This is a genomic window from Streptomyces sp. NPDC050674, assembly GCF_040654575.1.
In the GTDB taxonomy this organism is placed as follows: Bacteria; Actinomycetota; Actinomycetes; order Streptomycetales; family Streptomycetaceae; genus Streptomyces.
Map to the genome: position 1 here is coordinate 25,465 of NZ_JBFAIG010000009.1, position 23,768 is coordinate 49,232.

The following is a 23,768-nucleotide window of genomic DNA, read 5'->3' on the forward strand; positions in this document are numbered from 1 at the left end:
CCCGTACGGCGACCATGGACTCCCCCCTTGCCCGGCAGATCGCGCAGCATGTGACAAGTCAGCATCCCCGGCTCTGCCACCACATACAACTCACGGTGCCCGCTCAGCAGTTGCCTGAGCAAGCGCAGCACCCGGCAAGCGCCGTCCCGGAAACGCGTCTACGCCTTCCGGGCCAGTCCGGCGACGATGAGGTGTTCCCAGACCGTGAGCTCTCGCCTTGCGTCACCGTTCCACGGGTTGTCGGTCTCGTCGGGACGCCACAGGGACGCGGGGACGATCCCGGGGTCCAGGATCTCCAGGCCCTCCAGCAGGGAGGCGATTTCCGCGTCCGTGCGCCACCGGCCGCGGCCGAACGTCTTCTGGAGGACCTTCTCGGCCTCCGCGGTCTCCGGGTTGTCGCCGGAGCGGAAGTGACTGATGAAGAAGTGACTTCCGGAGGGGACGTGGTCGCGCCAGTAGCGCACGATGCCGGCCGGGTCCTCGTCATCGTTGACGTGGTGGAGGATGGCGCTGAGGATGACGGCGACGGGGCGATCGAAATCGATCATCTCGAGCGTGGCCGGGTGCGTGCGGATGCCTTCGGGGTCGCGCACGTCGAGCGCTATGACGCGGGTCCGGTCGTTGTCCTCCAGCAGTGCGCGGCCGTGGACCAGCACTTGGTCGTCGATGTCGACATAGACGACCCGGGAATCGGGAGCGTGCCGTTGCGCGACCTGGTGCACGTTGTCCGCGGTGGGCAGGCCACTGCCCAAGTCGATGAACTGCCGAATGCCGGTGGTCTTCGCGATCTCCCGGACCGCCCGGGTCAGGGCGGCCCGGTTGGCGAAGGCGATGGAAACCGAACCGGGCAGGTCGCGCTTGAACACGTCGCCGATCTCACGGTCCACGGCGTAGTTGTCCTTGCCGCCGAGCAGGTAGTCGTAGACGCGGGCGATGCTGGGCTTGGCCGGGTCGATGGAGGAGCCGTACGTCATGGCGGCCATTCTTCCCGGCCATTGGTCTGCGCACCCTCGTTTTGGGTCCTCAGCCGACTACGGATCGGGCACCATCAGTCGTCCTCCACTGCCCGATCATGCCCACCGGCAGCTGAGGCTCCTTGATCATCCGTCCGCCCTCTACGTCCGACCGGTTGTCGCCGCATGCCACGGACTCTCCCGCGGGCCCGCGGAGGCTCCGGGCTCCCCCGGCGCGTAACATGCTCTACATGCGGTCAAGCATTACGTCCACACACGGCGACATCGTCATTCGGCGGGCCGTCGCCCCGGACGCGAAGCGGCTTACGCGCCTCGTGCGCGGGTCGCGTGCCTACGAGGGCCCCTACTCGGCGATGGTCGCGGGCTACCGCGTCGGGTCCGACTACATCGAGACCCACCAGGTCTACGTGGCCTTCGACGCCGATGATTCCGCGGGCCTGGTACTCGGCTTCTACTCGCTCGTACTCGTGCCGCCGGAGCTGGATCTGCTCTTCGTCCAGGACGCGGCGCAGGGCCGGGGCATCGGGCGGCTGCTCATCGAGCACATGAAGTCCGAGGCGCGCGCGGCGGGCCTGGACCGGGTCCGGGTGGTGTCGCACCCTCCGGCCGAGGGCTTTTACCGCAGCGTGGGCGCGCGGCCCACCGGCGTCGTCGCGGCCAACCCGCCCGCCGTGGCCTGGGACCGGCCCGAGCTGGAGTTCCCGATCCCGTAGCGGTCGGGATCACCTGGCCGATCGACGGAACCTGTTTCGCACGGCGACGAGCGGAGCGAAGGGACGCATGAGCTGGAGAGGCACCTTCAGCAGGTCCTTCAAGAAGCGGAAGTACTGTCGCAGAGCCTGGTCGTCGTCCTCGTCGAGACGCCTCACCATCGCATGGACCAGGGTCATCCACGACCAGAAGGCCTTGACCACGCGGCCCACTCGCTGTTGTGTGAGTGCGAGGGCGATGAGAATCCTCGTCTCCTGCCCGAGCTCGGCGTTCGGGGGCAGGCCGGCCAGGACCCAGGTGTACCGGGCCATGGTGTCGGCGGCTCGCGGTGTGTCCTTGACGGGCAGGCCCAGGTCGTCGAGTGCTCTGCTCTCGCACCATGTGTCCTCCAGATCGCGGTAGACGGCGACCGCTCTGACGCCGGCCTCCACCGCCTCCGGCCGGCGGCGTCCCTGCCTCAACGTCGTGGCAAGACGTTCCAGGGCCTCCGCCTCCTTGTGCCGGTCACCGCGCGCCCGGAACAACGCGATCTCGCGCTCGTGCACCTCGGCGGCTTCCGTGATGCGTCCCGCCGCACACAGCGCGCCACCCAGGTTGTTCAGCACACTGATCAGCAGGTCTTCCTCGTCACGCTCCTCGTGGATCGCCGCCGCCTCGCGGTGGGCCGCGACGGCCTCCTCGTACCGGTCGAGCTGCCGGAGTCTGCTGCCCAGGGCGTTCAACGCCACGGACTCCAGGGCGCGGTCGCACACCTTGCGGCAGACGGCCACGAGTTGCTCGTAATTGTCCACCGCCTCCTCCGGGCTCATGTCGCTCACCGACCACAAGAGCTGCAAGGCGATGGCCTGGTGGTGCTCGTCGCCGCGCTCCTGGTAGAGGACGAGTGCGCGGCGGTATGTGTCGACGGCTTCGGCGCGCTGCTGGGTAGCGAACAACGCGTCGCCGAGGCGCATGAGTTGCAGGCCCTCGGCATGCCAGTCGCCCAGCGTGGCGAAATGCCGTACGGCCTCGGTGAACACCTCGGCGGCCTTCTCGTACCGCTGTGTCTCGTACAGAGTGTCGGCCAGACCCATGAGTGCCTTGCCGATGCAGCGCTGATCGTCGAGTTCCCGGCTGAGGGACAGGCTCTCGGTATGGGCTTTCACAGCGTCCTCGGACCTGCCGACGCGCTGTAGGGCGGCACCGAGGCTGGTCAAGGCCGCGGCCTGGCCCTTTGGGTCATCGCGTGTGCGGCTGATGTCCAGGCTCCTGGCAGCGGCGCGCACCGCCTCGTCCGGCCTTCCGCAGTCAGGGAGGACATGGCTCAGATGGTTGAGAGCGGTGGCCTCGCAGCAAGGATGGCCGATCTCGCGGGCGCAGTCCACGGCGTGTTGTGCGACGGTCACGGCGTCGGCGGCGTAACTGCGCCTGCTGACCAGGAACAGCCAGAGGTGTTCCTGCAGATCGAGGACCGCGCGCGCATGTCCGGTGGCCGCGGCCCGGGTGATCAGCGCGATGAGGTTGGCCCGTTCCTCCTCCAGCCAGTGCATGGCGTGCGGGCGGTCCCGGAAGTCGTCCGGCAAGGGGTCGTCGTCACAGGTGTGCAGGTGCGCGTTGGCCGCCCGTACGCGTTTTCGACAGTGGTGCAGCAGGCGGGTGAAGGCGTCGCCGCGCCATTTGGCGCTGTCCCGTTCGGCCAGTCCGGCGGCGTAGACCCCGAGGAGGTCGTGCATGCGCCAGCGTCCTGAGCCCACTGGCTGCTCCGCCAGCAGTCCGGCCCGGGCGAGGGCGGCAAGGCCGTTCCGGGTGCGGGTCCGTGACTGTCCCCAGAGAGCCGCTGCCGCGTCCGTGCCGACGTCCGGGCCGGGGCTGAGCGCGAGTTGCCGGAACAACTGGCGGTGGTGCGGAAGCAACCGCTGGTAGGAGAGGTGGAAGGCAGCCTGAACCGCGGTAGTGTGCCCGCCGTCTTCGTAGCGCAGTACGTCGAGACGGGTGTGGGCGTCCGCCAGTTCGGCGGTGAGTGCGGCCACGGGCCGGCCCGCGTCGGTGGTCAGCAGGCAAGCGGCGATCTGGAGCGCGAGCGGATGGTGGCCGCAGTGTCCGGCGAGTTCGGCGAGGGCGTCGGCCTCCCGCAGACGCGGATCGTCGGGACGGGCGTGCCTGAGTGCTTCGGTGATCAGATCGACGGCGCCGCGTGGCGTGAGCTCGTCCAGGCCGACGAGCCGAGCGCGCAGCGAAGGGCCGGTGAGCAGGTGCCGGGAGGTCACCAGCAGCCGGTGCTCGGAACGGGGTGGCACGAGGGGTTCGATCTGCGCGGCGCTCGACGCGTCGTCGGCGACCAGCAGCACCGCCCTGCATTCGTCGGCGAGCCGGTTGAGGACGGCGTGGCAGAGGCCGGCCTGCTCGTCCCGTGGCACCGCGTCGTCCACGCCCAGGGCTCGCGCCAGTGTGCCGACGGCCTCCTGCGAGTCGACCGGGCCTGCCGGGTCGTACCCTCGCAGGTGGAAGAAGATCGCGCCGCCGGGGAACCATCCTTTCTCCACGGCCCGATGGGCGACATGGAGGGCCAGAGCGGTCTTGCCGATCCCCGGCAACCCGGAGAGCACCGAGACAACGGTGGCGGCACGCGCACGGGACGCGGGGGCCAGCAGCGCCAGCACGGCCTCGGCTTCCTTCTCCCGGCCCGCCAGATACGCCGGCTCCGCGGGGAGTCGCAGCATCGGCGCCGGATCCGCGGGGGCCGACGCACAGACGGTGTTGCCGGTGCCGCTGACCTGGATCACATGGCCCTGTCCTGAGGCCGTGGCGGTCTGTGACCGCGCGGCCCTGCTCCTACCGATCCCCACGCTCGGGCCCTGTCGTGCCGTCGCTCCCGCCGACTTGGGTGACACGGGCCTGGCCCGATGCGGTGGCGCGCTGCGTCACCTTGCCGGGGCGTTCCTCGGTTGCGTGCCCGGGACTTCGGTGCCCCGCCACCTGTGCGACACGGGCGGCATCGGACGCCCTGGCGCTCTGCCGTACCGCTCGCCCTCCCCTCCAGTACCGGGACCGGGCCACCGGCGAGGGGGTGTCCGGGGGGACGGGAGCAGGTCGCCCCCTGTCTCCCGCTCCCGCCCACCAGCCGGCGCCCGCTCCGACGAGAGTGGCGACTGTCGTCGCGAACGCCGTCGCAACCAGCCACCGGTCGGCCTCCGCCCTGGGGAGGAAGCCGAAGGGTGCGGCCCGGGCCGCCCACAGACAGATCACGAACGAGCCCGCCCCGGCCAACACCGTGACGGTCCAGCGCCTTGCGCGTTGCATGCGTCCCCCCTTGTCTCGACGCGTGGTGTCAGAGGTACAGCGGAGGACGGCACCCGGGGAGCAAAACACGGAAAGCCGGGACGGAGTGCCCCTCTTCGGCTATCGCGCACTCCGCGCCCGTGCATGCGGTGGCGTGACCAGGCCCGGTTCGCGCAGGACATCGAGTGCCTCACCCGTCGCCCCGGTCGCCATGGCCCTCGACGATCCCTATTCGTAATGGGATCCATTTTCATGTAGGTTCTTCCCCACCTACCCAAGGAGGAGCCCCATGGCCGTCCCCAAGCGGAAGATGTCCCGCAGCAACACCCGTCACCGCCGCGCCCAGTGGAAGGCCGCCACACCGGCACTGGTACCGGTCATGGTCGACGGCGTGCGACACCTCGTACCGCAGAAGCTGGTCCGGGCGTACGAGCGCGGGCTGCTGCACCCCGAAGGCTGAGAGGAACGGGGATGCTGCACGACCGGATGCCGGTGACCGTGCTGTCCGGCTTCCTCGGGGCGGGGAAGACCACGCTGCTCAATCACGTGCTCGGCAATCGTGAGGGGCTGCGGGTAGCGGTCATCGTCAACGACATGAGCGAGATCAACATTGACGCGGCTCTCGTGCGGGGCGGCCGAGCGGCGCTTTCGCGCACCGAGGAACGCCTGGTCGAGATGACCAACGGGTGCATCTGCTGCACGTTGCGCGACGACCTGCTGGTGGAAGTGGAGCGGCTGGCCCGGGAGGGGCGCTTCGACTACCTCCTCATCGAGTCCAGCGGCATCTCCGAGCCCATGCCGGTCGCCGCCACCTTCGCGTTCGCCCGCGACGACGGTGCCAGCCTCGGTGATCTGGCCCGCCTGGACACCATGGTCACCGTCGTCGACGCCGCCAATTTCCTGCACGAACTGGCGAGTGGCGACGAGCTCGCCGAGCGCGGCCTCGACCAGTACGAGGACGACGAACGCACGGTGAGCGACCTGCTGATGGACCAGATCGAGTTCGCCGACGTCATCGTGCTCAACAAACTCGACCTGGTCGACGACCACGCCGCCGAACGGCTGCGGGCGACGCTCATCCGCCTCAACCCGGTGGCCCGGATGGTGCCGGCCGTCCACGGACACGTGGACCTCGAAGAGGTGCTGGGCACGCGGCTGTTCGACTTGGAACGGGCCCAGCAGGCACCGGGCTGGGTCATGGAACTCAACGGGGACCACGTCCCGGAGACCGAGGAGTACGGCATCTCCTCTACCGTCTTCCGCTCCGAACGCCCCTTCCATCCCACTCGGTTGTGGCGATTCGTGACCGAGGAGATGGACAGCGGCCGCTACGGGCAGGTGCTGCGCTCCAAGGGGTTCTTCATCCTGGCCAGCCGTCCGCGGGTGACGGGGCTGTGGTCGCAGGCCGGCTCGGTCGCCCGCTTCGAGCCCTCCGCCGCCCGCGACAGCGACAGCCCGGCGGGCCAGGAACTGGTCTTCATCGGCACGCATCTGCGGGCCGATGCGCTCCGCGATGCGCTCACCGACTGCCTCCTCTCCCACGGCGAGAGTCTGCCGCTCGACGACCCGTTCCCGGCCTGGGACACCTACGGCACAGACGACAGCTGCGACCATGAACAGCCGCAGGTCGTGACGCCTGTCTGAAGCGTCGCGCCGACGACGCCTACGAACGAGCCCGCTGACACCAGGTGTTGGCTGAAACATCAACTCATCTCAGCAGAAACACAGTTGTCGGCCATCACTCTGGTTGGCAGACTCACCTCGCCGACGGAACATACGCACATGCGTGCGAGAGCGCGTACCGAAGCATTCCGTCGGCGGACGGGACTCATGCCATCTCACCAGGGGGAACAACCATGAACCTCAGCCTTCCCAGACGCGTCCTGGCCCGCGCCACCGCCACCCTCGCGCTGGCGCTGGCCATGGCCACCGGCACCACCGGCCTGCTCTCCGGTACCGAAGCACACGCCCTGCCGGTCACCGACGGCTCCTTCAGCTTCAGCGGGGACGAGGACGACTACATCAGCGGCGGTCGGTCCTACGCCTACCAGACAGCGTCCCAGGACCGTTTGAACGTCTCCGGCAACACCGACAACAGGGTGGTCACCGTCTCCGTCGACGGGGCGAACGGTGACTGGTGGACCCTGAATCTCGCGGCGCCCTCCGGCAAGGCCCTGGCGCCGGGGACCTACACGGGGGCCACCCGCTACCCGTTCAACGAGGGCACCGAGCCGGGCCTGTCGCTCAGCGGCAACGGCCGCGGCTGCAACCAGCTCACCGGCGAGTTCACCGTCTCCGCAGTGGAGTTCGGCCCCCAGGGTTACGTGAAGAAGCTCGACGCCACCTTCGTGCAGCACTGCGAGGGAGGCACTGCGGCCGCACGCGGCGAGATCCACGTCGAGAACCCGGCCCCGCCGGCCGAGCTCGGCCTCGGACTCGACATCGCCCTGGCCGGCACCGCCAGCTCCCTGAACGGCAAGGCCACCGTCCATGGCACGGTGAGCTGCAACAAGCCGGTGCAGGTGACCGTGGCGGGCGACGTCACGCAGGTGAAGAAGCGGGACCTCATCCGCGGTTCCTTCTCCACATCGCTGACCTGCACCCCCGGCGCCCCGGTCGCCTGGAAGGGCACGGCCGTACCCACCGGCTCGGTTCCCTTCCAGAAGGGTGACGTCGAGGTCGAGGGCCGCGCGACGGCGACGGACCCGGACTACGACCTGCCGGTGACGGTCGGCGAGACGGTGGCGGTGCGCCTCACCCGCGTCTGACCCCGCGTCCTGACGCACAGCCACAGGCACACCGCCCGGCCCGGGCCCCGATCCTCACGAGGAACGGGGCCCGGGCCGGGCCCAGTTGCTTGGTCTCGCGCCTTCGAACAAGCACCCGGCATTTCATTCACGAGGTTCGCTCTTGCTGACATCCCTGTCGAAACGCCACGGCCTGTTCTTCGCTGCCGGAGCACTCTGCATCCTGGCCAACCGTCAGGGCCTGGGCCCCCTGTGGTACACGGGGGTCGTTCTTCTCATACTCGGCATGTCGATGCGCTGGGGGCTGTGGCGCCATCAGCATCCGCCGCAGGAGCAGACGCCGATCCTGGTCGACGTGCCCGTCTGCGGACGCTGGCGTGCTCTGAACAGTCCTGCCACGAAGGTCCCCAGCCACACGCACAGCCATGCGCAGACCTTCGCCATCGATCTGACACACCACCCGGCAGCAGCAGAGCCCACACCGGCGTTCCACTGGTTCTGGCCGCTCGCAAGCCGTCCACACCGCTACCCCGCGTTCGGTGCTCCCGTTCTGGCTCCGGGAGACGGCGAGGTCGTGATGCGCGTCGACCGTCAGCGCGATCACTTGTCCCGCAGCTCGCTGCCGGGGCTCCTCTATCTGTTTCTCGAGGGCTTCGTTCGCAGCCTGGGCCGGCCTCGCCATCTCTGGGGCAACCACATCATCGTCAAGCTCGACGAGGGGGTGTACGCAGGGCTGGCGCATCTGAAGCGCGGCTCCCTCCGTGTGGCCGTCGGCGATCGGGTCAGCGCAGGTCAGCTGCTGGCCGAGTGCGGCAACTCCGGCAACTCCTCCGAGCCCCATGTGCATTTCCAGCTCATGAGCGATTCCGACCCCGAGACCGCCCACGGCCTCGCCTTCGCGTGGCACTACCGCGACGACGACGGCACCGAACACACCGGAGTGCCCGAAAACACCGTCTCCTTCACCTCGGTTCGACACGCAGCGAACGGCCGTCCCGGAGACCGGCCTCACGAGCGCCCTCTTCAGGATTAGCCGTCGTCGCCGGATCCGCCTCCGCTCGCGGGTCCGCTGTCAGAGCTGCGACCCTGCTCGACCGGCGACCGGCCATCAAAGCGGCCCCGGCCACAGCGGCAGCCACCAGGAGGGTCACGACGACCGGGCCCGCGACCGAATCGGCCTCGCGCCAGTCCGCGTGGTCCAGATTCGCCCGTACCACGGACAGTTGCCCGCCCAGCAGCGCCACACCCCCGAACCCCAGCGTCGCGCCGATCCACCCCGGCGCTGCGCCCCTCGAAGTGGCCCGGGCCCGCCACCACGCCAGTCCCAGCATCGTCGCCGCCACTGTCCAGATCACCGCCGGAAACAGCGACGCGGCCCACAGCGGCATGGAACCGTCGGGCTTGCCGGAGCCTGTGTCCCAGTGTGTGGCCAGCCGGTCCGGTAGCCGACTGCCGGCGACGAGCGGTGACACCACCAAGAGCACCAGTACTCCTGCCGCCCAGCAGACGCCGCCCCGGACCGCTGCGGGTCTACGCCCTGCTCTGTCGGTCATGGAATCCCCGGGTCATGCCGTCGGCGGTGGGAGGCATGCCGCGAGGCTAACGGAAGGTTTTGAAAGGCGGCTTGGCGGCGGTGGAAGCTGTCCGGGAATGCCGTGAAGTCGGCCGGGATTCAGGCGCGTCCGCCGCTCCTATTTGGCGTGTGCTGCCTTCTTCATGCCCTTCCGGTGCTTCCGCTCTTGCCCCGGCGGCTGCACGGGGGCGTCCGCCCTGTCCTTGACCGCGGCCTTGGCCGCCCTCTGCTCGGAAGTGCCGGGCGGAGAGTCGGGGCGGTCAGCGGGCCCGGCCTTCTCCATGGACGGCCACGCGTGGGGCGTTGTGGCGGGGTCGGTCAGTGTCCGGACTGATGCCGAGGGGCTGCGCGAAGGTGCGCTCGCCGATGCCGAGGGGGTGTCATCGTCGTGAGCGGCGGTGTCGGGGGCCGCGGAAGGGGCGGACGGATCAGAGGCGGACGGTGCTGCCTCGCCGGTGGCGTCGTGGTGGGAGAAGCCGTCGGTGAGGATCAGGCCTCCTGCGACCAGGGCGGCCAGTGCGGCCGCCGCCGCTCCCCGGGCTCCCGGACGGCGGCGCGGGGAGGCGGCCCGGGAGGTCCCCTGGAGGGAACCCGTCGAGGAGTTTGAGGCGTCCGGCGCGTTCGCGGCGAGTGACACACTCCGGTGCGTGCTGTCGGTGGGATCCTCGGCCGTGTGAGGTACGGCGCTGAGCACCGCCCGCGGGAAGGACGCAGCGGGGTGTGCCGTGGTCGTACCGGCGAGACGGGCCAAGGCCTGGGCGCAGTCGCTCGCGCCGGGGCGAGCCTGTTCGTCCAGGCCGGTCATGTCCCGAAGGAGGGTGGCGAAGGCGTCGGGCAGGAAGTCCGGGAGGTCCGGTGGGCGGTGCAGGCGCGCGATGGCGGATTCCAGAGGGCCGCCGTCGTATTCGAGTCGACCGGTGAGACTCTCCAGGAGGACCAGGCCGAGGGCGTAGATGTCAGCGGGGCGGCCCACGGATCGGCCCAGCACCTGTTCCGGGGAGAGATAGGCCGCTGTGCCGGTCAGGGTGCCGGTGGCGGTGCGGGTGGTCGCGTCCAGCAGGCGGGAGATGCCGAAGTCCGTCAGGTGGGGATGGCCGGAGCGGTCGAGAAGGATGTTGGACGGTTTGACGTCCCGGTGGACGATTCCCGCCTCGTGGGCGTGCGCCAGAGCTTCTGCCAGCTCCGCGCCCAGCGCAGCGGCGGCCTCGCAGGACAGAGGACCCTCGGCGATGCGCGACTTCAGGGTGTGCCCCTCGATCAGTTGCATGACCAGGAAGGCTTCACCGTCGTGGCGTCCGGCGTCGAAGGCGGTCACCAGGCCCGGGTGCTGCAAACGGGCCAGGATCACCGCCTCGCCGCGCAGAGCGTCCTCCGTGTCGAACCCGGTGCCGGCGCGGAACAGCTTCACCGCCACCGGTCGCCGCAGCCGCAGGTCGTGTCCGCGGTACACGTCAGCCGCGCCGCCGGAGCCGATCAGCGCGTCCAGACGGTAGCGGCCCGCCAGGATCCGGGCGTTGCCTCGCCGTATCCAGGCGCCCCGCTCCTCACGCAACCCCACCCTGATCTCCCCACTGCGTACACTCGCACCGTTCGGTGGCCCGCCGTCGACGGGCCGCCGGACGCAAGTACCCACCCATCCGCCGCTTGCACCACGGACGTATCGTCCCCGCGCGATCGGGCCGAGTCACGGGCAGGGGGTCAGTCTCCGTACTGGAGCGGGCGGTAGGCCTTGTACTCGCTGCCCGGCGACAGCCCGTAGGTCAGCGAGCGGTGGCTGGTGCCGTGCACGCTGCGCTGTTCGTAGGCCGTGTAGGAACGGTGGGAGGAGTCGTCCCACTTCTCGAAAATGACGACGTGGCGGGTGTTGTTGTCGCCGATGGCGTCGATGACGAGGTCGCCGGGCTGGAGCTCGTTCATGGGAAGGGGACGGCTCCTGCCGCGGTCGGCCAGGCCCACGGTGTTGGTGCCTGGCGCGGGCAGGCCGAGCGCCATGGAGGCGAAGCCGGAGCAGTCCTGCCGGTAGCCGTCACGCCAGTACGAGCCCTGGTGGTAGGGCACAGGGCGTCCGTTGTGGGCGGTGAGCCAGGTCGCGGCTCGCTGGAGGGTCTGTTGGCGTGAGCCGGAAGGCTGGGCGGGCGGACCCGCCTGTACGGGGACGCCCGGCAACCGGTCTTCGGGGATGTCCACGGCGACGACGGTGAGGAAGCCTGTGACGGGCTGGGTGATATGGGCCATGAAGGTGGAGCAGGCGGCGCCCTCGCACACTCTGCGGCCGGTGTCGACCTGGTAGTCGGCGGTGATGCGGTCCTGGCCGGGGGTGTTCCGGTTGATCATTCCTACGGAGGGCGAGGCGATGTCCGGCGTCGCGTGCACGACCCAGCGCGTTCCCCAGGTGGGGAAGGTCGCGGCGGCGGCGCGCTCGGCGGCAGGGTGAATCCCCGTCGCGCCGGAGTGGGCGACGGTCGTCGCGCCGGCGGGTACGGCGAAGCCGGCTGCGGCGAGGCCGAGCAGGGTGAGCGTCGGTAGGAGCCGACGCAGTGCGGTGGGGCGTGAGGGGCCGGACGCGGGGGCGCGGTGGGGGTGGGGGGACACGGGTCTGCCCTTCGTGTGGGTGTGGAGAGGTGGCGCCGACGGGTGGGTCGGGCGAGGCGTGTGAGCGCAGCGAGCGGTGACGGCTCCCGCCGCAAGGACAGCGGGGAGCCGTCACCGCGTCCGGCCACCACCGTGGGGCCGGCTCACCTCGCGGGAGGTCCGGTGGTGGTTCGGGTGAGTGACCGTGGACGCCTGTGCGGCTGGGCCGCCCGCCGGTGGCCTCCCCCGGCATGGACGGAGGAGGCCACCGGCAGCGTCACGTCGTCAGCGGTTGGTCCACAGGTTCCACGTCCAGGGCCACATGTTGCCCTCGGCGCACTGGTAGCGGTCCCAGTGACCGCGGTCGATGCCCTGCTGGCCGGCGGTCTGGCAACCGCCCAGGGTCATGTACTTGCCGCGGTGGATGTCGAGGCCGTCGGCGGCTTGGACCGCGGAGACGTGGTGGGGTGCGGCGCCGGCCGGTGCTGCCGCGCCCAGGGCGCCGAGTCCGACCACGGCGATGGCTGCGAGGGCGGACAGTGTGGTGCGTACACGCATGGTGAAGATCCTTCCGGTAAGGGTTCGGGTCGGTCCGTGCGAGATCCGTCAGCACGGCCAGGAGTGCCGGCACGCTCACCCTCGAGGTGATCCGCTCAGCCGGTATGCCGAGTTTGCGCAGGAAACAGCAGCTCTACAACCAGATCCCGGTTGCTTCACCGATGTCGGGATAAATACAGTCCTGACCTGCTGGGACACGCGCGTCCCGGGACATGGGACAGCGGGCGGGACGCTGTTGTCCCCCTGCGGAAGGGCTTTGACCGATGAGCGGCCGACGACCGGAGTCCCGAGCGGCAGCACGCAAGCTGGGAGACGCCCTGCGCAGTCTCCAGCAGCAGTCCGGGCGTCCGCTGCGCAGTCTGGAGGCGCAGATCCGGATCAGCGACTCGTCCCTCTCCCGCTACTTCCGCGGCGACACCGTGCCGACCTGGCCCGTGGTGCGGGACGTGTGCCGGGCGCTGGGCGCGGACCCCTCCGAGTACCGGGCCCTGTGGGAAGCGGCCAACCCCGCCGACGCCGAGGCGCCGGCCGTCACGGACGACGGCGTCGACAGCCACGGAGTCGCCGCCTCCGGCCCCCTCCCCCACCGCTCCGCTCGGCTCCGGCTGCGCGGGCCGTGGTCCCGGCGACGGGTCGTCACAGCGGCCTCGGTCGCGGTCTCCACGGCGGCACTCGTGACGGTCCTGCTGCTCCTGCTCCCCCGCGGCGGTCCCGGGACCACGCCCGCGCAGGGCGCCGCCGCCGGCACCGCGAGCGCGAGCGGCAGTGCCGGGGTCCTCGTCCACAACGTCGAAAAGGCGTGTCAGGAACCCCGGACCCACACGTGCGCGCTGTCACTGGCGTACAACCCCTACCGCCCGTACACCACCACCAATTCGGCCGGACGCGTGTGGCACCACGATCTCCTGCAAGCGCGCTGCACCATCGCCAACGGCGTGACCGTCACGGACGAGAACCACAAACACACCAGCATCTGGATCCAAGTCACGCACCACGGGGAGCACTTGTGGCTGCCCGGCATCCGTGTCCGCCCCGACCATCTGACCCAGCTCACGGCCGTCCTGCCCCTGTGTTCCCCGCAGGCCGGGCCGACCCGCTGAGAACGACCGGGCGGTCTCCGGTGAATGCCGCTGCCGGAGACTCCTCCTCAGTGGCCCCGGCGGAGAGGTGAACGCCGCGACGTCACCTCCCACGTAACCTCTTCGCGTGCCATCGCCCCGCCTTCACCGCGTCGCCGTCCTCGTGCTCGAGGGTGCCAAGCCCCTCGACGTCGGCATCCCCGCCCAGGTCTTCACGACCCGGGCGAGCATGCCGTACCAAGTGCGGGTGTGCGGGGCGGCACCGGGTCTGGTGACCGGCGGCGACGGACTCGCGTACCACGTGGCCCACGGTCTGGACGCGCTGGCGTGGGCAGACATCGTCTTCGTCCCCGGCTACCGGCACCCGGACCGGGAGGATCCTCCGCGGGCCGTGGTCGACGCGCTGAAGGCCGCTCACGCCCGGGGCGCCCGGCTCGCCGCCATCTCGACAGGGGCCTTCGCGCTCGCCGCCACGGGCCTGCTCGACGGCAGGCGTGCCACCACGCACTGGCACTACTCGCGTGCGCTCGCGGCCAGATACCCGCTCGTCCAGGTCGACGAGAACGTGCTGTTCGTCGACGAGGGCAGCGTGCTCACCTCGGCCGGCGCCGCCTCCGGCATCGACCTGTGCCTGCACATCCTGCGGGGCGACCTCGGGGTGGCCGCCTCCAACCACGCGGCCCGGCGGCTGGTCGCGGCGCCCTACCGCAGCGGCGGCCAGGCGCAGTACGTGCCGCGCAGCGTGCCCGAGCCGCTCGGCGAGCGCTTCGGAACGACCCGCGAGTGGGCGCTGCACCGGCTTGGCGAGCCCCTCTCCCTCGACCTGCTGGCGCGGCAGGCCGGCGTCTCGGCCCGCACGTTCTCCCGGCGTTTCGTCGAGGAGACCGGCTACACGCCGATGCAGTGGGTGATGCGCGCCCGCATCGACCTGGCGCGCGAACTCCTGGAGCGGTCCGAACGCAGTGTCGAACAGATCGCCACCGACGTGGGGCTCGGTACGGGCGCGAACCTGCGCCTGCACTTCCAGCGCATTCTGGGCACCACCCCGAGCGAGTACCGGCGCACCTTCACCCGGGGTGAATAGGACCCCCGGGACAGCCCTGGCGCGATCCTTTTGAACCGTGGCGATCGCGCCACTGTCGTCGGCCCGAGCTGCGGGCGAGCCTGGTGGCCAAGGGAAGGGACACCACTTATGACTCGCATCGCCATCAACGGATTCGGCCGCATCGGACGCAATGTGCTGCGCGCCCTGCTGGAGCGCGAGAGCGCCCTGGAGATCGTCGCCGTCAACGACCTCACCGAACCCGCCACGCTCGCCAGGCTGCTCGCCTACGACAGCACGGCCGGCCGCCTTGGGCGTCCGGTGACGGTCGAGGGGGACGCCCTGGTCGTCGACGGCCGTCGGATCACGGTGCTGGCCGAGCGCGAACCGGCGCAGTTGCCCTGGGCGGACCTGGGCGTCGACATCGTCCTGGAGGCCACCGGCCGGTTCACCTCGGCGAAGGCGGCCCGCGCGCACCTCGACGCGGGCGCGAAGAAGGTGCTGGTCAGTGCGCCGTCGGACGGTGCCGACGTCACTCTCGCGTTCGGGGTCAACAGCGACGCCTACGACGCGGACCTGCACACGATCGTCTCGAACGCCTCGTGCACCACCAACGCGCTCGCTCCGCTGGCCAAGGTGCTCGACGACCTCGCCGGTATCGAGCACGGGTTCATGACCACGGTGCACGCCTACACACAGGAGCAGAACCTCCAGGACGGCCCGCACCGCGACGCCCGTCGTGCCCGGGCGGCCGGTGTCAACATCGTGCCGACCACCACCGGCGCCGCCAAGGCGATCGGCCTGGTGCTGCCGGGCCTGGACGGCAAGCTGTCGGGCGACTCGATCCGCGTACCGGTGCCGGTGGGCTCGATCGTCGAGCTCAACACGACGGTCGCCCGCGAGGTGACGCGCGACGACGTGCTCGCCGCCTACCGTGCCGCGGCGCAGGGGCCGCTCGCCGGCGTCCTCGAGTACTCCGAGGACCCGCTGGTCTCCTCCGACATCGTCGGCAATCCCGCCTCGTCGATCTTCGATTCGGCTCTCACGCGCGTCGACGGCCGCCATGTGAAGGTGGTCGCCTGGTACGACAACGAGTGGGGCTTCTCGAACCGCGTGATCGACACGCTGGAGCTGCTCGCCGGCCGCTGACACGTCCGGGCCGCCCGGTCGGTCACCAGTGCCGGCTGCCCACCAGATAGGCGATGCCGATGAGCACGGCGATGATCAGCGCCGGGATCGCCAGGGTCTTGGCGATCGAGGTCAGGGCGCGCGTACTGTTCGCCGCCCGCCTCGTGTAGTGCTCCCGGAGTGCTCCCGCTTCGTGCCGGGCGTAGGCGCCGACCACCAGTGCCACCCCGCCGGTGATCAGGCACACGATCAGCGGTGTGAGGGCTCCCCGCTCGCGGACGTGGTCCTCGAGCTGGCCGCCCAGTCCCGCGTCGACGCGGTCCAGGACGGCACTGACCCCCATCTGGATGCTCAGGATGAGCGAGACGACCGCCCCTACCGCCAGGGTGAGGGCGGCACCGGCGAATGCCTGAGCACGTCGTGAGGCGGTCGGCCGGCCGGTGTCCGCGTTCGTGCTCGCGCCGTGTGCGCGGGGCGGCGGGACGGGCGGCGGTGTCGGGGGTGGCGGTGTCGGGGGTGGCGGCGGGAGACCGGAGGGCTTGACGACCACCGTCTCCGGCTCGGTGCCCGGTCGATGCGTGGGCTCGGAGGGGCCGTACGACGGGTCCACGGGGCGGGGCTCGGCGTGCGGGGGCTCTCCTGCCGGTTGCACTTCCGCCTCGACGTGGATCACCGACTCGTCGGCCACTCCCTTGAGCACGATGTCGCCGGACAGGTGGCCCTCTACGGCCGTGTCGACATGGACTTCCAGACCGGACGGGGTGGGGTCGACCCGCAGCCACGGCTGCTTGGGCTGGGCCACGCAGTGCCGGGCCAGCGGTGGGCCGTGCAGGGTCACTGCCTGCTTCTGTGGGGGTGAACCCCTGGGGACCGGGCCGAAGTCCACGTGGTCCGGGGACGGTGCCAGGCGGATCTCACCCAGGGCGTCGGCCGCCAGCTCGGCGATCTGCTGGATGTCGTTGCGCGCGACCTCCTCCAAGTCCTGCCGGGCCCCTTCCGCCAAGGGCAGCTCCGCGTGCAGCAGTCGTTTGTGCAACTCCATGACGGCGCCCTGCCGTGTCAGGACCTGGTCGCTGCTCAGGGCGCTCCGCAGGGAGGGCGGCGAGGGACGGGCCGCGATCTTGATACGGCCGCGCCTGCTGTGAGCCAGGTGCAGCTCCCCTTGCAGCTCCGCCGCCTTCTTGGGTGTCTGGTGGGGGTTGCGTTCCCGTACGTGTCTGAAGACGTACTCGTACAGGTCGTCGAGGGACACGTGGCCGTCGGCGTCGAGGTCGGCCTCACCGGTCTCGAGGCCCTCGACCACCGCGTGGGTGAACAGCGAGGGTCGCGGAGCGGTGTTCTCGGCGAGTTCGTCGCCCTCGAAGGAGTACTCCATGGAGTCGGACGCGGTGATGACGGCCCAGCCCCGCCCGCTGACCGGCTCGTCCTTCGCGAACGAGTCGAGGACATTGACCTCGCCGGCGGCCCGCACCGAAGCCGAACCCCGGGAAAAGGCGCCGCCGTAACAGCAGTCGAGGAACAGCACGGAGCGACCGGCCCGGGTGCCGGACATGCAACCGCGGACGAACTGGGAGGCGACGGCCGTGGCGGCCAGCAGCGGGGGCTCGGTGTCACTCGCGGCGAAGTACAGCTCGCCCGATTCGCTCTTGAGGCCGTGGCAGGAGAAGTGCAGCAGGAGTGTGTCGGAGCGGCGGCGGTCGTGGAAGAACCGCTCGATCCGCCTGCGCATGAGGTCGGCCGTGGCGTTGTGCACGACCTCCACTTCGAAGTCGCCGATCTGCGGATCGTGCAGCACCCTTTCGAGCGCCTCGGCGTCCTGGGCCGGCGCCTTGAGCTTCTTGAGTCCCTGGTCGGCGTAGGTGTCGTTGGCGATGATCAGCGCGTGTCTGGAGTCCGTCATGGCTCGGCTCCGGCGGGAGAATGGCGCTGGACGAAGACCTTGAACGCTTCCGCGACCTGCTCGTCGGTCGCCTGGGACACTTCCAGGACGTCGTCGCCCATCTGCAGGTGCAGGGACGGATGGGCGTCGTGGCGGCGGCCGACCCATGACCGGATGACGGTCATCACCTGGTTCAGGGCGGTTGCCGAGCTGCCCAAGGTCACCAGCAGGGCACCGATCTGTGTGACGTCCACGGCGCGTGCCCCGGGCGGGACCTCCCCGCCGGGCAGTGCTGTGACATCGTCTACGTCGAGTTCGAGCAGTTCCTCGCGCAGGTAGCCGGTCAGCTCGGCGACGCGTTCGGCTTCGGCGTCTTCCTCGGTGAGGAGGATGTGCAGTTCGTTCTCCACCGGTTCAGCCCCTCTTGCTCGTGCTCGTCGGGGCGGCGCAGAGTCGGCCGGTGGTGGGCTCCACGTCATCGATTCCAGTTTCCGCTGCTGAGAGCCGGGCGGCAAGTCGCCCCGGCGAGCATCAACTTGACGGTTCAACGGTGCCGTTGCCCGTTCAACGGAGGATGGCTCGTCGGCGGAGCAACGAGGGGGAGACGGGTCGAGCGGGGTGTTTTGGGTCAGCTCGACAGGTTCAGGAGGCGGTGCATCAGGCGCTGCTCCTTGTCGGCGACCTCGTGCACGATCTTTGACGCGCTGTGGAGGGATTCGCGTGACGAGGCGGACCCGGCCTCGTGCAGAAGTGTGGCCACCTCCGTCCATTTCGCCGCTATCTCGCGGTACGCCTCCGAGATCTCCCGGTATACGCCGATGCCGGTGACCTCGGCGACCTCCACCAGGAAGTCCGCCCAGATCGTGCGAAAAAGGCCCCCGCCCGTTCCCGCGTCCTCCATGACCGTCCAGATCCGGGAAAGGCCGTCCGCAGGAGACTCGAGATCGTCGAGCCACTGCGGGATCAGGTCGGCGACTTTATGCATTCCCTTGTAGCCGACATTGGAGATCGGCGGGTTCAGGAAGGTTTCGGCCGCTGATCTGATCCCTCGCCGGGCCGCCTTCCCCAGATCAGGAGGGCCGCCTTTCGGGAGGTCGAGGGTGAAGGCACGGTTGCGTGAACTCATCGGGCCTCGCGGGTTGCGCGCGGCCGCGAGGGACTCGCCGGAGGCCCATTGCAGGCCGAGTGGCCGGGTCTCGGCCAAGGCGAATCGGCCGTGATCGTCATACCCGACACAGGCGACGTAGTGGGCAGCGAACCGGAAGTCGTCCGTGCAGTAGTCGAGGCAGTAGCGGTCGAGCTTCAGCCCGACAAAGGTTCCGGATTCAAGCTCTCTCACCAGATGATCCCTCGCCCGCTTCGCCGATGACGTCTCATGCACGTCCAGCCGCAGTCCGAGAGTCCGGGCGAGATTCTCCGTCAGCGTGTCGGGCTTGATGCGGCCGCCGATGAAGGGGGTTGGCATGTGCTTCGTCCGCCAGTAGATGAACGACAAGCCGCCGGCGAGTCCGAAGACAAACGACTCGGACAAGTCGACCTCTCGCTGGCGCAACAGATTCACGAGGGTGGTCGACTCGCAGTGGTCACCGACGTACGGATCTTCTTCCAGAAGCGACACGTGTTCTCCGGAGCGAGTCATGAACGTCACCTCCGGCCCAAGTCCATCAATGCCCGACGCAGTCGTGGATCCATCTTCTCCACCGCGTACCGGAACGTCTCGCGGGGCATCTCCTTGTGCCAGGTGCGCAGGAACTCGGCCACCTCGTCGGGGTGGACCTCGGCGGTGGCCTTGAGCAGCCAGCCGGAGCCCTTCCGCACGTAGCTGTCGTCGTCGTGCATCAGCCGGACACAGTTGTCGAAGACGTGTGACGTCGGCAGCTCGAAGACCGTGCGGCCCACCTTGCGCCGCACGAATTTCACGACGGCCACGTTCGCAGCGCGTCGGGCCCACGGGGAGGCCGAACCGACCCAGTCACGCGTGCGCGGGATCAGGTCGAGGTGCCCGAGGAAGAAGGGGTACAACAGCTTCAGGCACAGGTCGTCGCACTGCGCCCAGTTGGACACGTACGTCTCGAGCCAGTGCTCGCAACGGTCGAGCAGTGCCGCGCCGCCGAGCCCGGTCCTGGCGACCCGGTGCAGGACCGCGAAACCCAGCAGGACCTCCTCGTGGTACTCGGCGCGCGCCAGTACCTCCTCCGCCACGAGCAGCCGCGTCGCCGCCGGGATCTCGGGCCGCTCTCGGAAGTAGCCGGTGGCGATCCGGACCACGGCGGCGTTGCTGACGCCGAGGGCCCGGATCTCGTGCGGGAAGTACCGCTGCACGCGTACCGCCATGTCAGGGTCGGCCAGAGCCGCGAGTGTCTTGGCCAGTTCGTCGGCGGCGGAGGGAACGTTGGTCACGTGGTGCCGATCGTCAGTTCCGGGGGCTGGATCGGCAGCGGTTCGGTGCGCGTTCCAGCCGGGGCTTGCCTCGAAGGACCCTGGCCTGCTCTCGCAGGATGCGGCCTTGACGGCCCGGAGCCGCGGGCGCATGGCCATGCCCGAATGACTTCAGGGTATCCGGGCCCCGTTGCGCGTCCATCATCTTGCGGCAGCCGACGGGGAGATGACATGACCGACGGAGAGTTGACGGTGACGGCGGTGGGAGGGCGGGCACCCGACTTCGTGCCCATGTGGGTGCAAGTGCTCATCGTCGTAGTCGCCTTCGGGGCGTTGGCATTCGGAGTGCACCGCCGCAAGAAGCGTTGACCGGCCCCGGCCGATGCGCGGCGGCCGGCCCGTGGGCCGGTCACCGGGAGCGCTCCGTCAGGTGCAGAGGCCGTTGTCCGAGTTGTAGTAGATGTCGAAGGAGCCGCTCCACGTCAGGCACTGACCGTCGTCGGGGGCGTCCTTGTAGACCGGGCCCGCGTAGCCGGTGTAGGAGCCGGAGTCCTTGGCCTCGCCGCTGCTGTAGGGCCAGGTGTCCAGCGTGACCTCCATGAAGACGCGGGCACCCGGGTCGGTGCGCACGGTGACCGCGCAGACCTTTGCGGCGCTGCGGTTGAAGGTGACGAACGTGGTGGCCGGGATCGTGGACTGCGACGAGTGGACCGGTGTCGCCCTGATGACCTCGTAGCCGGTGCCGCAGGCGCCGTTGTAGCGGGTGGGCGTGGCCGCGGACGCCGGTGTGGTCGCGGCGAGCGTGCCGCCCAGGGCGAGGACGGCCAGAGCGGTGGCGGTGGCTGCCTTGCGACGGGTCGACTTCATGGTGTTCCCCCAGTGGTGATCGTGGTCGATGCGCTGAGGACGGCTGGTCGTCGCCGCCCACGCAAGGTGAGACCCGGGAGGCACACGGACGGTTGTGGGCTGTTGCGTCACTGTCTTGTCACCAGTGTCACGACAGGACCATCGTGGCGGGGCGGGACGGAGGGCAGGTGCCTCGGGTAGCGCGGTCGCGGCCGGTCCGCCCGCCCAGGGCTCTTGGGCCGCATGCACGAACCCTCAGCGCAGCAGTGCCCCGCGCACGGAGATGCCGTGCCGTGTGCGCAGCCGTCGCAGCTCCCACATCGACACGGCGGTGACGGACAGCGGAGCTCCCAGGACGAACGCCGCCCGCACCCCCAGCGGCACACTGTCGTAGGTCCCGCGGAACATGTCGAACAAGGCGACTTCCCAGACGAGCAGCATGGCGAGCAGCGGCGGGACGGTCTCATGCAGGTCGGCCGTCCTGAAGACATGGACGAGCGACTGCGCGATGCCGTAGAGCGCGAACGGGGCGAGCCACAGCAGGAAGGCGCCCAGGGCGAACAGCAGGACCACGCGGCCGGCCGACGCCGTCCAGTCCGTCTTCTCGTCCACGTAGCCCAGGCCTGTGATCAGTCTCGGCACCGCGAGCGTGACGACCAAGGCGAGCATGGCCCCGGCGGGCTTGGCCACGCGGCGCAGGAACACACGCCGGTTGGGCGGGCGGGCCGCCGTGATGAAGACGGCGACGGCGACCGGGAAGGTCACCCCCAGCACGATCAGGGTGGTCCGGATCTGGGCGAAGCGGTCGTCCAGCACGGCGTCCGCGTCCGAGGCCGGCCCGTAGGACAGCAGCATCCACGAGATGGCGACCAGGCCGAGGATCGTCCGCAGGACCTGCACCCTCTTGACGGCCGGGTCGTGCACACGGTCCGGCCGCGACGGCGTGAAGACCGCACGCCCTACGGCGATCGGGTTGAAGAGACGTCCGAAGGTCAGCCCGCGAACCGGATCCGACGGCCACGGCCCTGGAGGCCGACCTCCTCCGTTCGGATCCCACGGCACCCCGCCACCGCCCCCGCTCATCCCCGAGTCCTCTCCGTCGCCGCACTCGGAAGCCCCGAGGAGAATACGCGGATCTCGGACGGCTCGGAGAGTGCCGGGAACGTACTCGGCACGCGCTGCCGGCGTGTTGAGGCGAGTGGGGAAACTGAGCCCGGTTCCCGCAGGATTGGTAAAGAAACCACGTAGATCGTCCGTATGTTCTTCAGGTTGCCGGGCACGAGGAGCGAAGGAGGTTGATAACTATGGTTCCCCTGCTTCTCGTTCTGCTTCTGGCCCTGATCCTCTTCGGCGCGGGGTTCGCCCTGAAGGCACTGTGGTGGATCGCCGTCATCGTGCTGGTCGTCTGGCTGCTGGGCTTCGTGATGCGCAGTGCGGACACAGGCGGCCGCAAGGGCCGCTGGTATCGCTGGTAGCCCACGAGACAGCAGCCTGCTTGTTGGCCCCGGGGAGACCCGGGGCCAACAGCATGTTCGGCGCCAGAACACCGCGCCACAGCCACGCCTTAGCTTTCACTCCCAGTCATTGCAACAGAGTATCTCCGGGTCATTGCGTTACAGGAGGCCGTTGCAACGATTTAGAAGTTCCGACCTGCACATATGTAGATTCTCCGCAATAACTGCGTTGCCCGACCCACGCAGGCAACGTAGCGTTTCCAACCGAGGAAAAACAGGTGGAGGTTCGCGAAGCCCGGACCAAGGGGGAATCATGGAGACAGCGCCGAGGCAGCGGCAGGCGGCACCCGGCGCCCTCACTGCCTTCGCCCGCTTCGTACTCTGCGGCGGTGGCGTGGGGTTCGCCTCCGGCTTCGCCGTCGTGGCCCTCGCCTCCTGGATGCCTTGGACGGTGGCCAACGCCCTGATCACCACCGTGTCCACGCTCCTCGCCACCGAGTTGCACGCCCGCTTCACTTTCGGAGCGGGCCGGCATGCGAGCCGGCGCCAGCACGTGCAGTCGGCCGGGTCCGCGGCGCTCGCGTACGCGGGTACCTGTGGGGCGTTGGGCCTCCTGCACCATCTGGTCACACGGCCCGGTGCGACGCTGGAACTGGTCGTCTACCTGTGCGCCTCGGCGCTGGCGGGGCTCGCGCGGTTCGCGGTCCTGCGCCTTGTCGTCTTCGCGCGGCACCACGCACGGAGCGAGGACACCGCCCGCGCCACCCTTTCCTGCTCACCTTTGGGTCGTGGCTCCGCCTCGGTCGGGACAGCGGCGCTCTGCCGCACGGCCTGACGATCCCGGCAAGACGACAGAGGGGGGCGGGTCGGCCCTACGTCGTAGCCTCGGCGGATCCCTCGTCAGGGTGGTCTGAGGGTGCGTCGCGTGTCTGATTACTGATCTTCGCCGTTCCCTGTCCGAACTACAGGGACGAGGGGCGGCCTGGACGTCAGGCTGGCGAACGAGGCCGCCGATGTATGGCGATTGGTGACGAAGGTGCGCCGCCGAACCGTGTCGATCTGACGCCGGTCCGCGTCGTCCTCGCTCTCAGGACGGCCTTCGTCGGACCGCGGCGAGATTGGTCGCCACCCACCTCGTCCTCTGATCGCCCGCGCCGAACACTCGTCTGCAGTCGGCCAGGAGACGCTCGTACATCTCGACGGCGGTGCCCCGATCGCCGGTTTCGGCATGGGCGTCGGCGAGATTGTTGAGGGCGCCCAGCGTGTCGGGGTGGTCGGGTCCGAGCACGCGTCGGCATGCGGCAGCCGCGCGCCGGTGCCCCTCGAGGGCTTCTCGCCGGTTCCCCGCCGCCTGGTGTGCTGTGGCGAGGGCGACCGGAGCCTCTCCCCCAAGGAACCGGTCCGCCCGCCTGCCGTCGGGCAACTGATTGCCCCTCACAGGATGCCCCAGTTCGATCGCCGGTGACACGCACGAGTCCCGACTCCGGATGTACGCACACCCGTTCGCGCGCCCTGGAACGATCCGGAGCGATCCGGAGCGGGGTCAACCACTTGTCCAGCCCGGTGATC

General features: G+C 69.7%; 24 protein-coding genes. 11 read left to right on the forward strand and 13 right to left on the reverse strand.

Going from position 1 to position 23,768, the window contains the following annotated elements; genetic code table 11:
* Window positions 1–158: 158 nt before the first annotated feature.
* Window positions 159–983, reverse strand: a complete 825-nt coding sequence (locus AB0I06_RS16570) for an SAM-dependent methyltransferase (RefSeq protein ID WP_363119506.1) — start codon at window positions 981–983, stop codon at window positions 159–161.
* A gap of 221 nt (window positions 984–1,204) precedes the next feature.
* On the opposite strand from AB0I06_RS16570, the gene AB0I06_RS16575 reads away from it, so the two are divergent.
* Window positions 1,205–1,687 (forward strand): GNAT family N-acetyltransferase, encoded by a 483-nt coding sequence (locus AB0I06_RS16575; protein WP_363119507.1) that lies wholly within the window; start codon window positions 1,205–1,207, stop codon window positions 1,685–1,687.
* A gap of 9 nt (window positions 1,688–1,696) precedes the next feature.
* Here the strand turns inward: AB0I06_RS16575 and AB0I06_RS16580 are convergent, their stop codons facing one another.
* Window positions 1,697–4,447, reverse strand: a complete 2,751-nt coding sequence (locus AB0I06_RS16580) for a tetratricopeptide repeat protein (RefSeq protein WP_363119508.1) — start codon at window positions 4,445–4,447, stop codon at window positions 1,697–1,699.
* A gap of 785 nt (window positions 4,448–5,232) precedes the next feature.
* Here AB0I06_RS16580 and rpmF point away from each other — a divergent pair.
* The 4 genes from rpmF to AB0I06_RS16600 all read left to right on the forward strand — a co-directional run bounded on the left by rpmF (window position 5,233) and on the right by AB0I06_RS16600 (window position 8,723).
* Window positions 5,233–5,403, forward strand: coding sequence for a 50S ribosomal protein L32 (gene rpmF, locus AB0I06_RS16585; RefSeq protein WP_363119509.1), 171 nt, complete (start codon window positions 5,233–5,235; stop codon window positions 5,401–5,403).
* An 11-nt stretch (window positions 5,404–5,414) separates the two neighbouring features.
* Window positions 5,415–6,587 carry a GTP-binding protein gene (locus AB0I06_RS16590; RefSeq protein WP_363119510.1) on the forward strand — a complete coding sequence of 391 codons (1,173 nt, stop codon included), beginning with the start codon at window positions 5,415–5,417 and terminating at the stop codon, window positions 6,585–6,587.
* Window positions 6,588–6,799: 212 nt separating this feature from the next.
* Window positions 6,800–7,711, forward strand: coding sequence for a hypothetical protein (locus AB0I06_RS16595; RefSeq protein WP_363119511.1), 912 nt, complete (start codon window positions 6,800–6,802; stop codon window positions 7,709–7,711).
* A gap of 142 nt (window positions 7,712–7,853) precedes the next feature.
* The gene (locus tag AB0I06_RS16600) at window positions 7,854–8,723 is read left to right on the forward strand and encodes a M23 family metallopeptidase (protein ID WP_363119512.1); all 870 of its coding nucleotides are present in this window, start codon (window positions 7,854–7,856) and stop codon (window positions 8,721–8,723) included.
* Here AB0I06_RS16600 and AB0I06_RS16605 read toward each other — a convergent pair.
* The 4 genes from AB0I06_RS16605 to AB0I06_RS16620 form a co-directional block, all read right to left on the reverse strand.
* Entirely contained in the window at window positions 8,653–9,243 is a 591-nt protein-coding gene (locus AB0I06_RS16605) for a DUF1648 domain-containing protein (RefSeq protein ID WP_363119513.1), read from the reverse strand. The genes AB0I06_RS16600 and AB0I06_RS16605 overlap by 71 nt on opposite strands.
* Window positions 9,244–9,381: 138 nt before the next feature.
* Window positions 9,382–10,821, reverse strand: a complete 1,440-nt coding sequence (locus AB0I06_RS16610; protein ID WP_363119514.1) for a serine/threonine-protein kinase — start codon at window positions 10,819–10,821, stop codon at window positions 9,382–9,384.
* Between the two features lie 140 nt (window positions 10,822–10,961).
* Window positions 10,962–11,855, reverse strand: coding sequence for a hypothetical protein (locus AB0I06_RS16615; RefSeq protein ID WP_363119515.1), 894 nt, complete (start codon window positions 11,853–11,855; stop codon window positions 10,962–10,964).
* Window positions 11,856–12,119: 264 nt separating this feature from the next.
* Complete coding sequence (locus tag AB0I06_RS16620) at window positions 12,120–12,392, reverse strand: hypothetical protein (RefSeq protein ID WP_363119516.1); 273 nt, start codon at window positions 12,390–12,392, stop codon at window positions 12,120–12,122.
* A gap of 263 nt (window positions 12,393–12,655) precedes the next feature.
* On the opposite strand from AB0I06_RS16620, the gene AB0I06_RS16625 reads away from it, so the two are divergent.
* The 3 genes from AB0I06_RS16625 to gap all read left to right on the forward strand — a co-directional run bounded on the left by AB0I06_RS16625 (window position 12,656) and on the right by gap (window position 15,662).
* Entirely contained in the window at window positions 12,656–13,492 is an 837-nt protein-coding gene (locus AB0I06_RS16625) for a helix-turn-helix transcriptional regulator (protein WP_363119517.1), read from the forward strand.
* 106 nt (window positions 13,493–13,598) lie between these two features.
* The gene (locus AB0I06_RS16630; protein WP_363119518.1) at window positions 13,599–14,555 is read left to right on the forward strand and encodes a helix-turn-helix domain-containing protein; all 957 of its coding nucleotides are present in this window, start codon (window positions 13,599–13,601) and stop codon (window positions 14,553–14,555) included.
* Window positions 14,556–14,663: 108 nt separating this feature from the next.
* The gene (gap, locus tag AB0I06_RS16635; protein WP_363119519.1) at window positions 14,664–15,662 is read left to right on the forward strand and encodes a type I glyceraldehyde-3-phosphate dehydrogenase; all 999 of its coding nucleotides are present in this window, start codon (window positions 14,664–14,666) and stop codon (window positions 15,660–15,662) included.
* 22 nt (window positions 15,663–15,684) lie between these two features.
* Here the strand turns inward: gap and AB0I06_RS16640 are convergent, their stop codons facing one another.
* The 4 genes from AB0I06_RS16640 to AB0I06_RS16655 form a co-directional block, all read right to left on the reverse strand.
* Window positions 15,685–17,541 (reverse strand): caspase family protein, encoded by a 1,857-nt coding sequence (locus AB0I06_RS16640; RefSeq protein WP_363119520.1) that lies wholly within the window; start codon window positions 17,539–17,541, stop codon window positions 15,685–15,687.
* Window positions 17,538–17,930 (reverse strand): hypothetical protein, encoded by a 393-nt coding sequence (locus tag AB0I06_RS16645; RefSeq protein ID WP_363119521.1) that lies wholly within the window; start codon window positions 17,928–17,930, stop codon window positions 17,538–17,540. The genes AB0I06_RS16640 and AB0I06_RS16645 overlap by 4 nt, the downstream gene beginning before the upstream one ends.
* A 218-nt stretch (window positions 17,931–18,148) precedes the next feature.
* Window positions 18,149–19,159, reverse strand: a complete 1,011-nt coding sequence (locus AB0I06_RS16650) for a BtrH N-terminal domain-containing protein (RefSeq protein WP_363119522.1) — start codon at window positions 19,157–19,159, stop codon at window positions 18,149–18,151.
* A gap of 5 nt (window positions 19,160–19,164) precedes the next feature.
* The gene (locus AB0I06_RS16655) at window positions 19,165–19,920 is read right to left on the reverse strand and encodes a DNA alkylation repair protein (protein WP_363119523.1); all 756 of its coding nucleotides are present in this window, start codon (window positions 19,918–19,920) and stop codon (window positions 19,165–19,167) included.
* Window positions 19,921–20,130: 210 nt separating this feature from the next.
* On the opposite strand from AB0I06_RS16655, the gene AB0I06_RS16660 reads away from it, so the two are divergent.
* Window positions 20,131–20,268 (forward strand): hypothetical protein, encoded by a 138-nt coding sequence (locus AB0I06_RS16660; protein ID WP_363119524.1) that lies wholly within the window; start codon window positions 20,131–20,133, stop codon window positions 20,266–20,268.
* A 57-nt stretch (window positions 20,269–20,325) separates the two neighbouring features.
* Here the strand turns inward: AB0I06_RS16660 and AB0I06_RS16665 are convergent, their stop codons facing one another.
* Window positions 20,326–20,766, reverse strand: coding sequence for a hypothetical protein (locus tag AB0I06_RS16665; protein WP_363119525.1), 441 nt, complete (start codon window positions 20,764–20,766; stop codon window positions 20,326–20,328).
* Between the two features lie 234 nt (window positions 20,767–21,000).
* Window positions 21,001–21,669, reverse strand: a complete 669-nt coding sequence (locus AB0I06_RS16670) for a hypothetical protein (RefSeq protein WP_363119526.1) — start codon at window positions 21,667–21,669, stop codon at window positions 21,001–21,003.
* 380 nt (window positions 21,670–22,049) lie between these two features.
* On the opposite strand from AB0I06_RS16670, the gene AB0I06_RS16675 reads away from it, so the two are divergent.
* Complete coding sequence (locus tag AB0I06_RS16675) at window positions 22,050–22,220, forward strand: DUF5670 family protein (RefSeq protein ID WP_030933194.1); 171 nt, start codon at window positions 22,050–22,052, stop codon at window positions 22,218–22,220.
* Between the two features lie 292 nt (window positions 22,221–22,512).
* A complete protein-coding gene (locus tag AB0I06_RS16680; RefSeq protein WP_363119527.1) occupies window positions 22,513–23,034 on the forward strand; it encodes a GtrA family protein in 522 nt (173 codons plus the stop codon).
* A gap of 252 nt (window positions 23,035–23,286) precedes the next feature.
* Here the strand turns inward: AB0I06_RS16680 and AB0I06_RS16685 are convergent, their stop codons facing one another.
* Entirely contained in the window at window positions 23,287–23,667 is a 381-nt protein-coding gene (locus AB0I06_RS16685; RefSeq protein WP_363119528.1) for a tetratricopeptide repeat protein, read from the reverse strand.
* Window positions 23,668–23,768 lie beyond the last annotated feature (101 nt).

Excerpts from the sequence above, each read along its gene's own strand:
- AB0I06_RS16570 (WP_363119506.1), bottom strand. The coding sequence starts at position 983 with ATGGCCGCCATGACGTACGGCTCCTCCATCGACCCGGCCAAGCCCAGC.
- AB0I06_RS16575 (WP_363119507.1), top strand. The coding sequence starts at position 1,205 with ATGCGGTCAAGCATTACGTCCACACACGGCGACATCGTCATTCGGCGG.
- rpmF (WP_363119509.1), top strand. The coding sequence starts at position 5,233 with ATGGCCGTCCCCAAGCGGAAGATGTCCCGCAGCAACACCCGTCACCGC.
- AB0I06_RS16590 (WP_363119510.1), top strand. The coding sequence starts at position 5,415 with ATGCTGCACGACCGGATGCCGGTGACCGTGCTGTCCGGCTTCCTCGGG.
- AB0I06_RS16595 (WP_363119511.1), top strand. The coding sequence starts at position 6,800 with ATGAACCTCAGCCTTCCCAGACGCGTCCTGGCCCGCGCCACCGCCACC.
- AB0I06_RS16605 (WP_363119513.1), bottom strand. The coding sequence starts at position 9,243 with ATGACCGACAGAGCAGGGCGTAGACCCGCAGCGGTCCGGGGCGGCGTC.
- AB0I06_RS16620 (WP_363119516.1), bottom strand. The coding sequence starts at position 12,392 with ATGCGTGTACGCACCACACTGTCCGCCCTCGCAGCCATCGCCGTGGTC.
- AB0I06_RS16625 (WP_363119517.1), top strand. The coding sequence starts at position 12,656 with ATGAGCGGCCGACGACCGGAGTCCCGAGCGGCAGCACGCAAGCTGGGA.
- gap (WP_363119519.1), top strand. The coding sequence starts at position 14,664 with ATGACTCGCATCGCCATCAACGGATTCGGCCGCATCGGACGCAATGTG.
- AB0I06_RS16640 (WP_363119520.1), bottom strand. The coding sequence starts at position 17,541 with ATGACGGACTCCAGACACGCGCTGATCATCGCCAACGACACCTACGCC.
- AB0I06_RS16650 (WP_363119522.1), bottom strand. The coding sequence starts at position 19,159 with ATGACTCGCTCCGGAGAACACGTGTCGCTTCTGGAAGAAGATCCGTAC.
- AB0I06_RS16660 (WP_363119524.1), top strand. The coding sequence starts at position 20,131 with ATGACCGACGGAGAGTTGACGGTGACGGCGGTGGGAGGGCGGGCACCC.
- AB0I06_RS16665 (WP_363119525.1), bottom strand. The coding sequence starts at position 20,766 with ATGAAGTCGACCCGTCGCAAGGCAGCCACCGCCACCGCTCTGGCCGTC.
- AB0I06_RS16675 (WP_030933194.1), top strand. The coding sequence starts at position 22,050 with ATGGTTCCCCTGCTTCTCGTTCTGCTTCTGGCCCTGATCCTCTTCGGC.
- AB0I06_RS16680 (WP_363119527.1), top strand. The coding sequence starts at position 22,513 with ATGGAGACAGCGCCGAGGCAGCGGCAGGCGGCACCCGGCGCCCTCACT.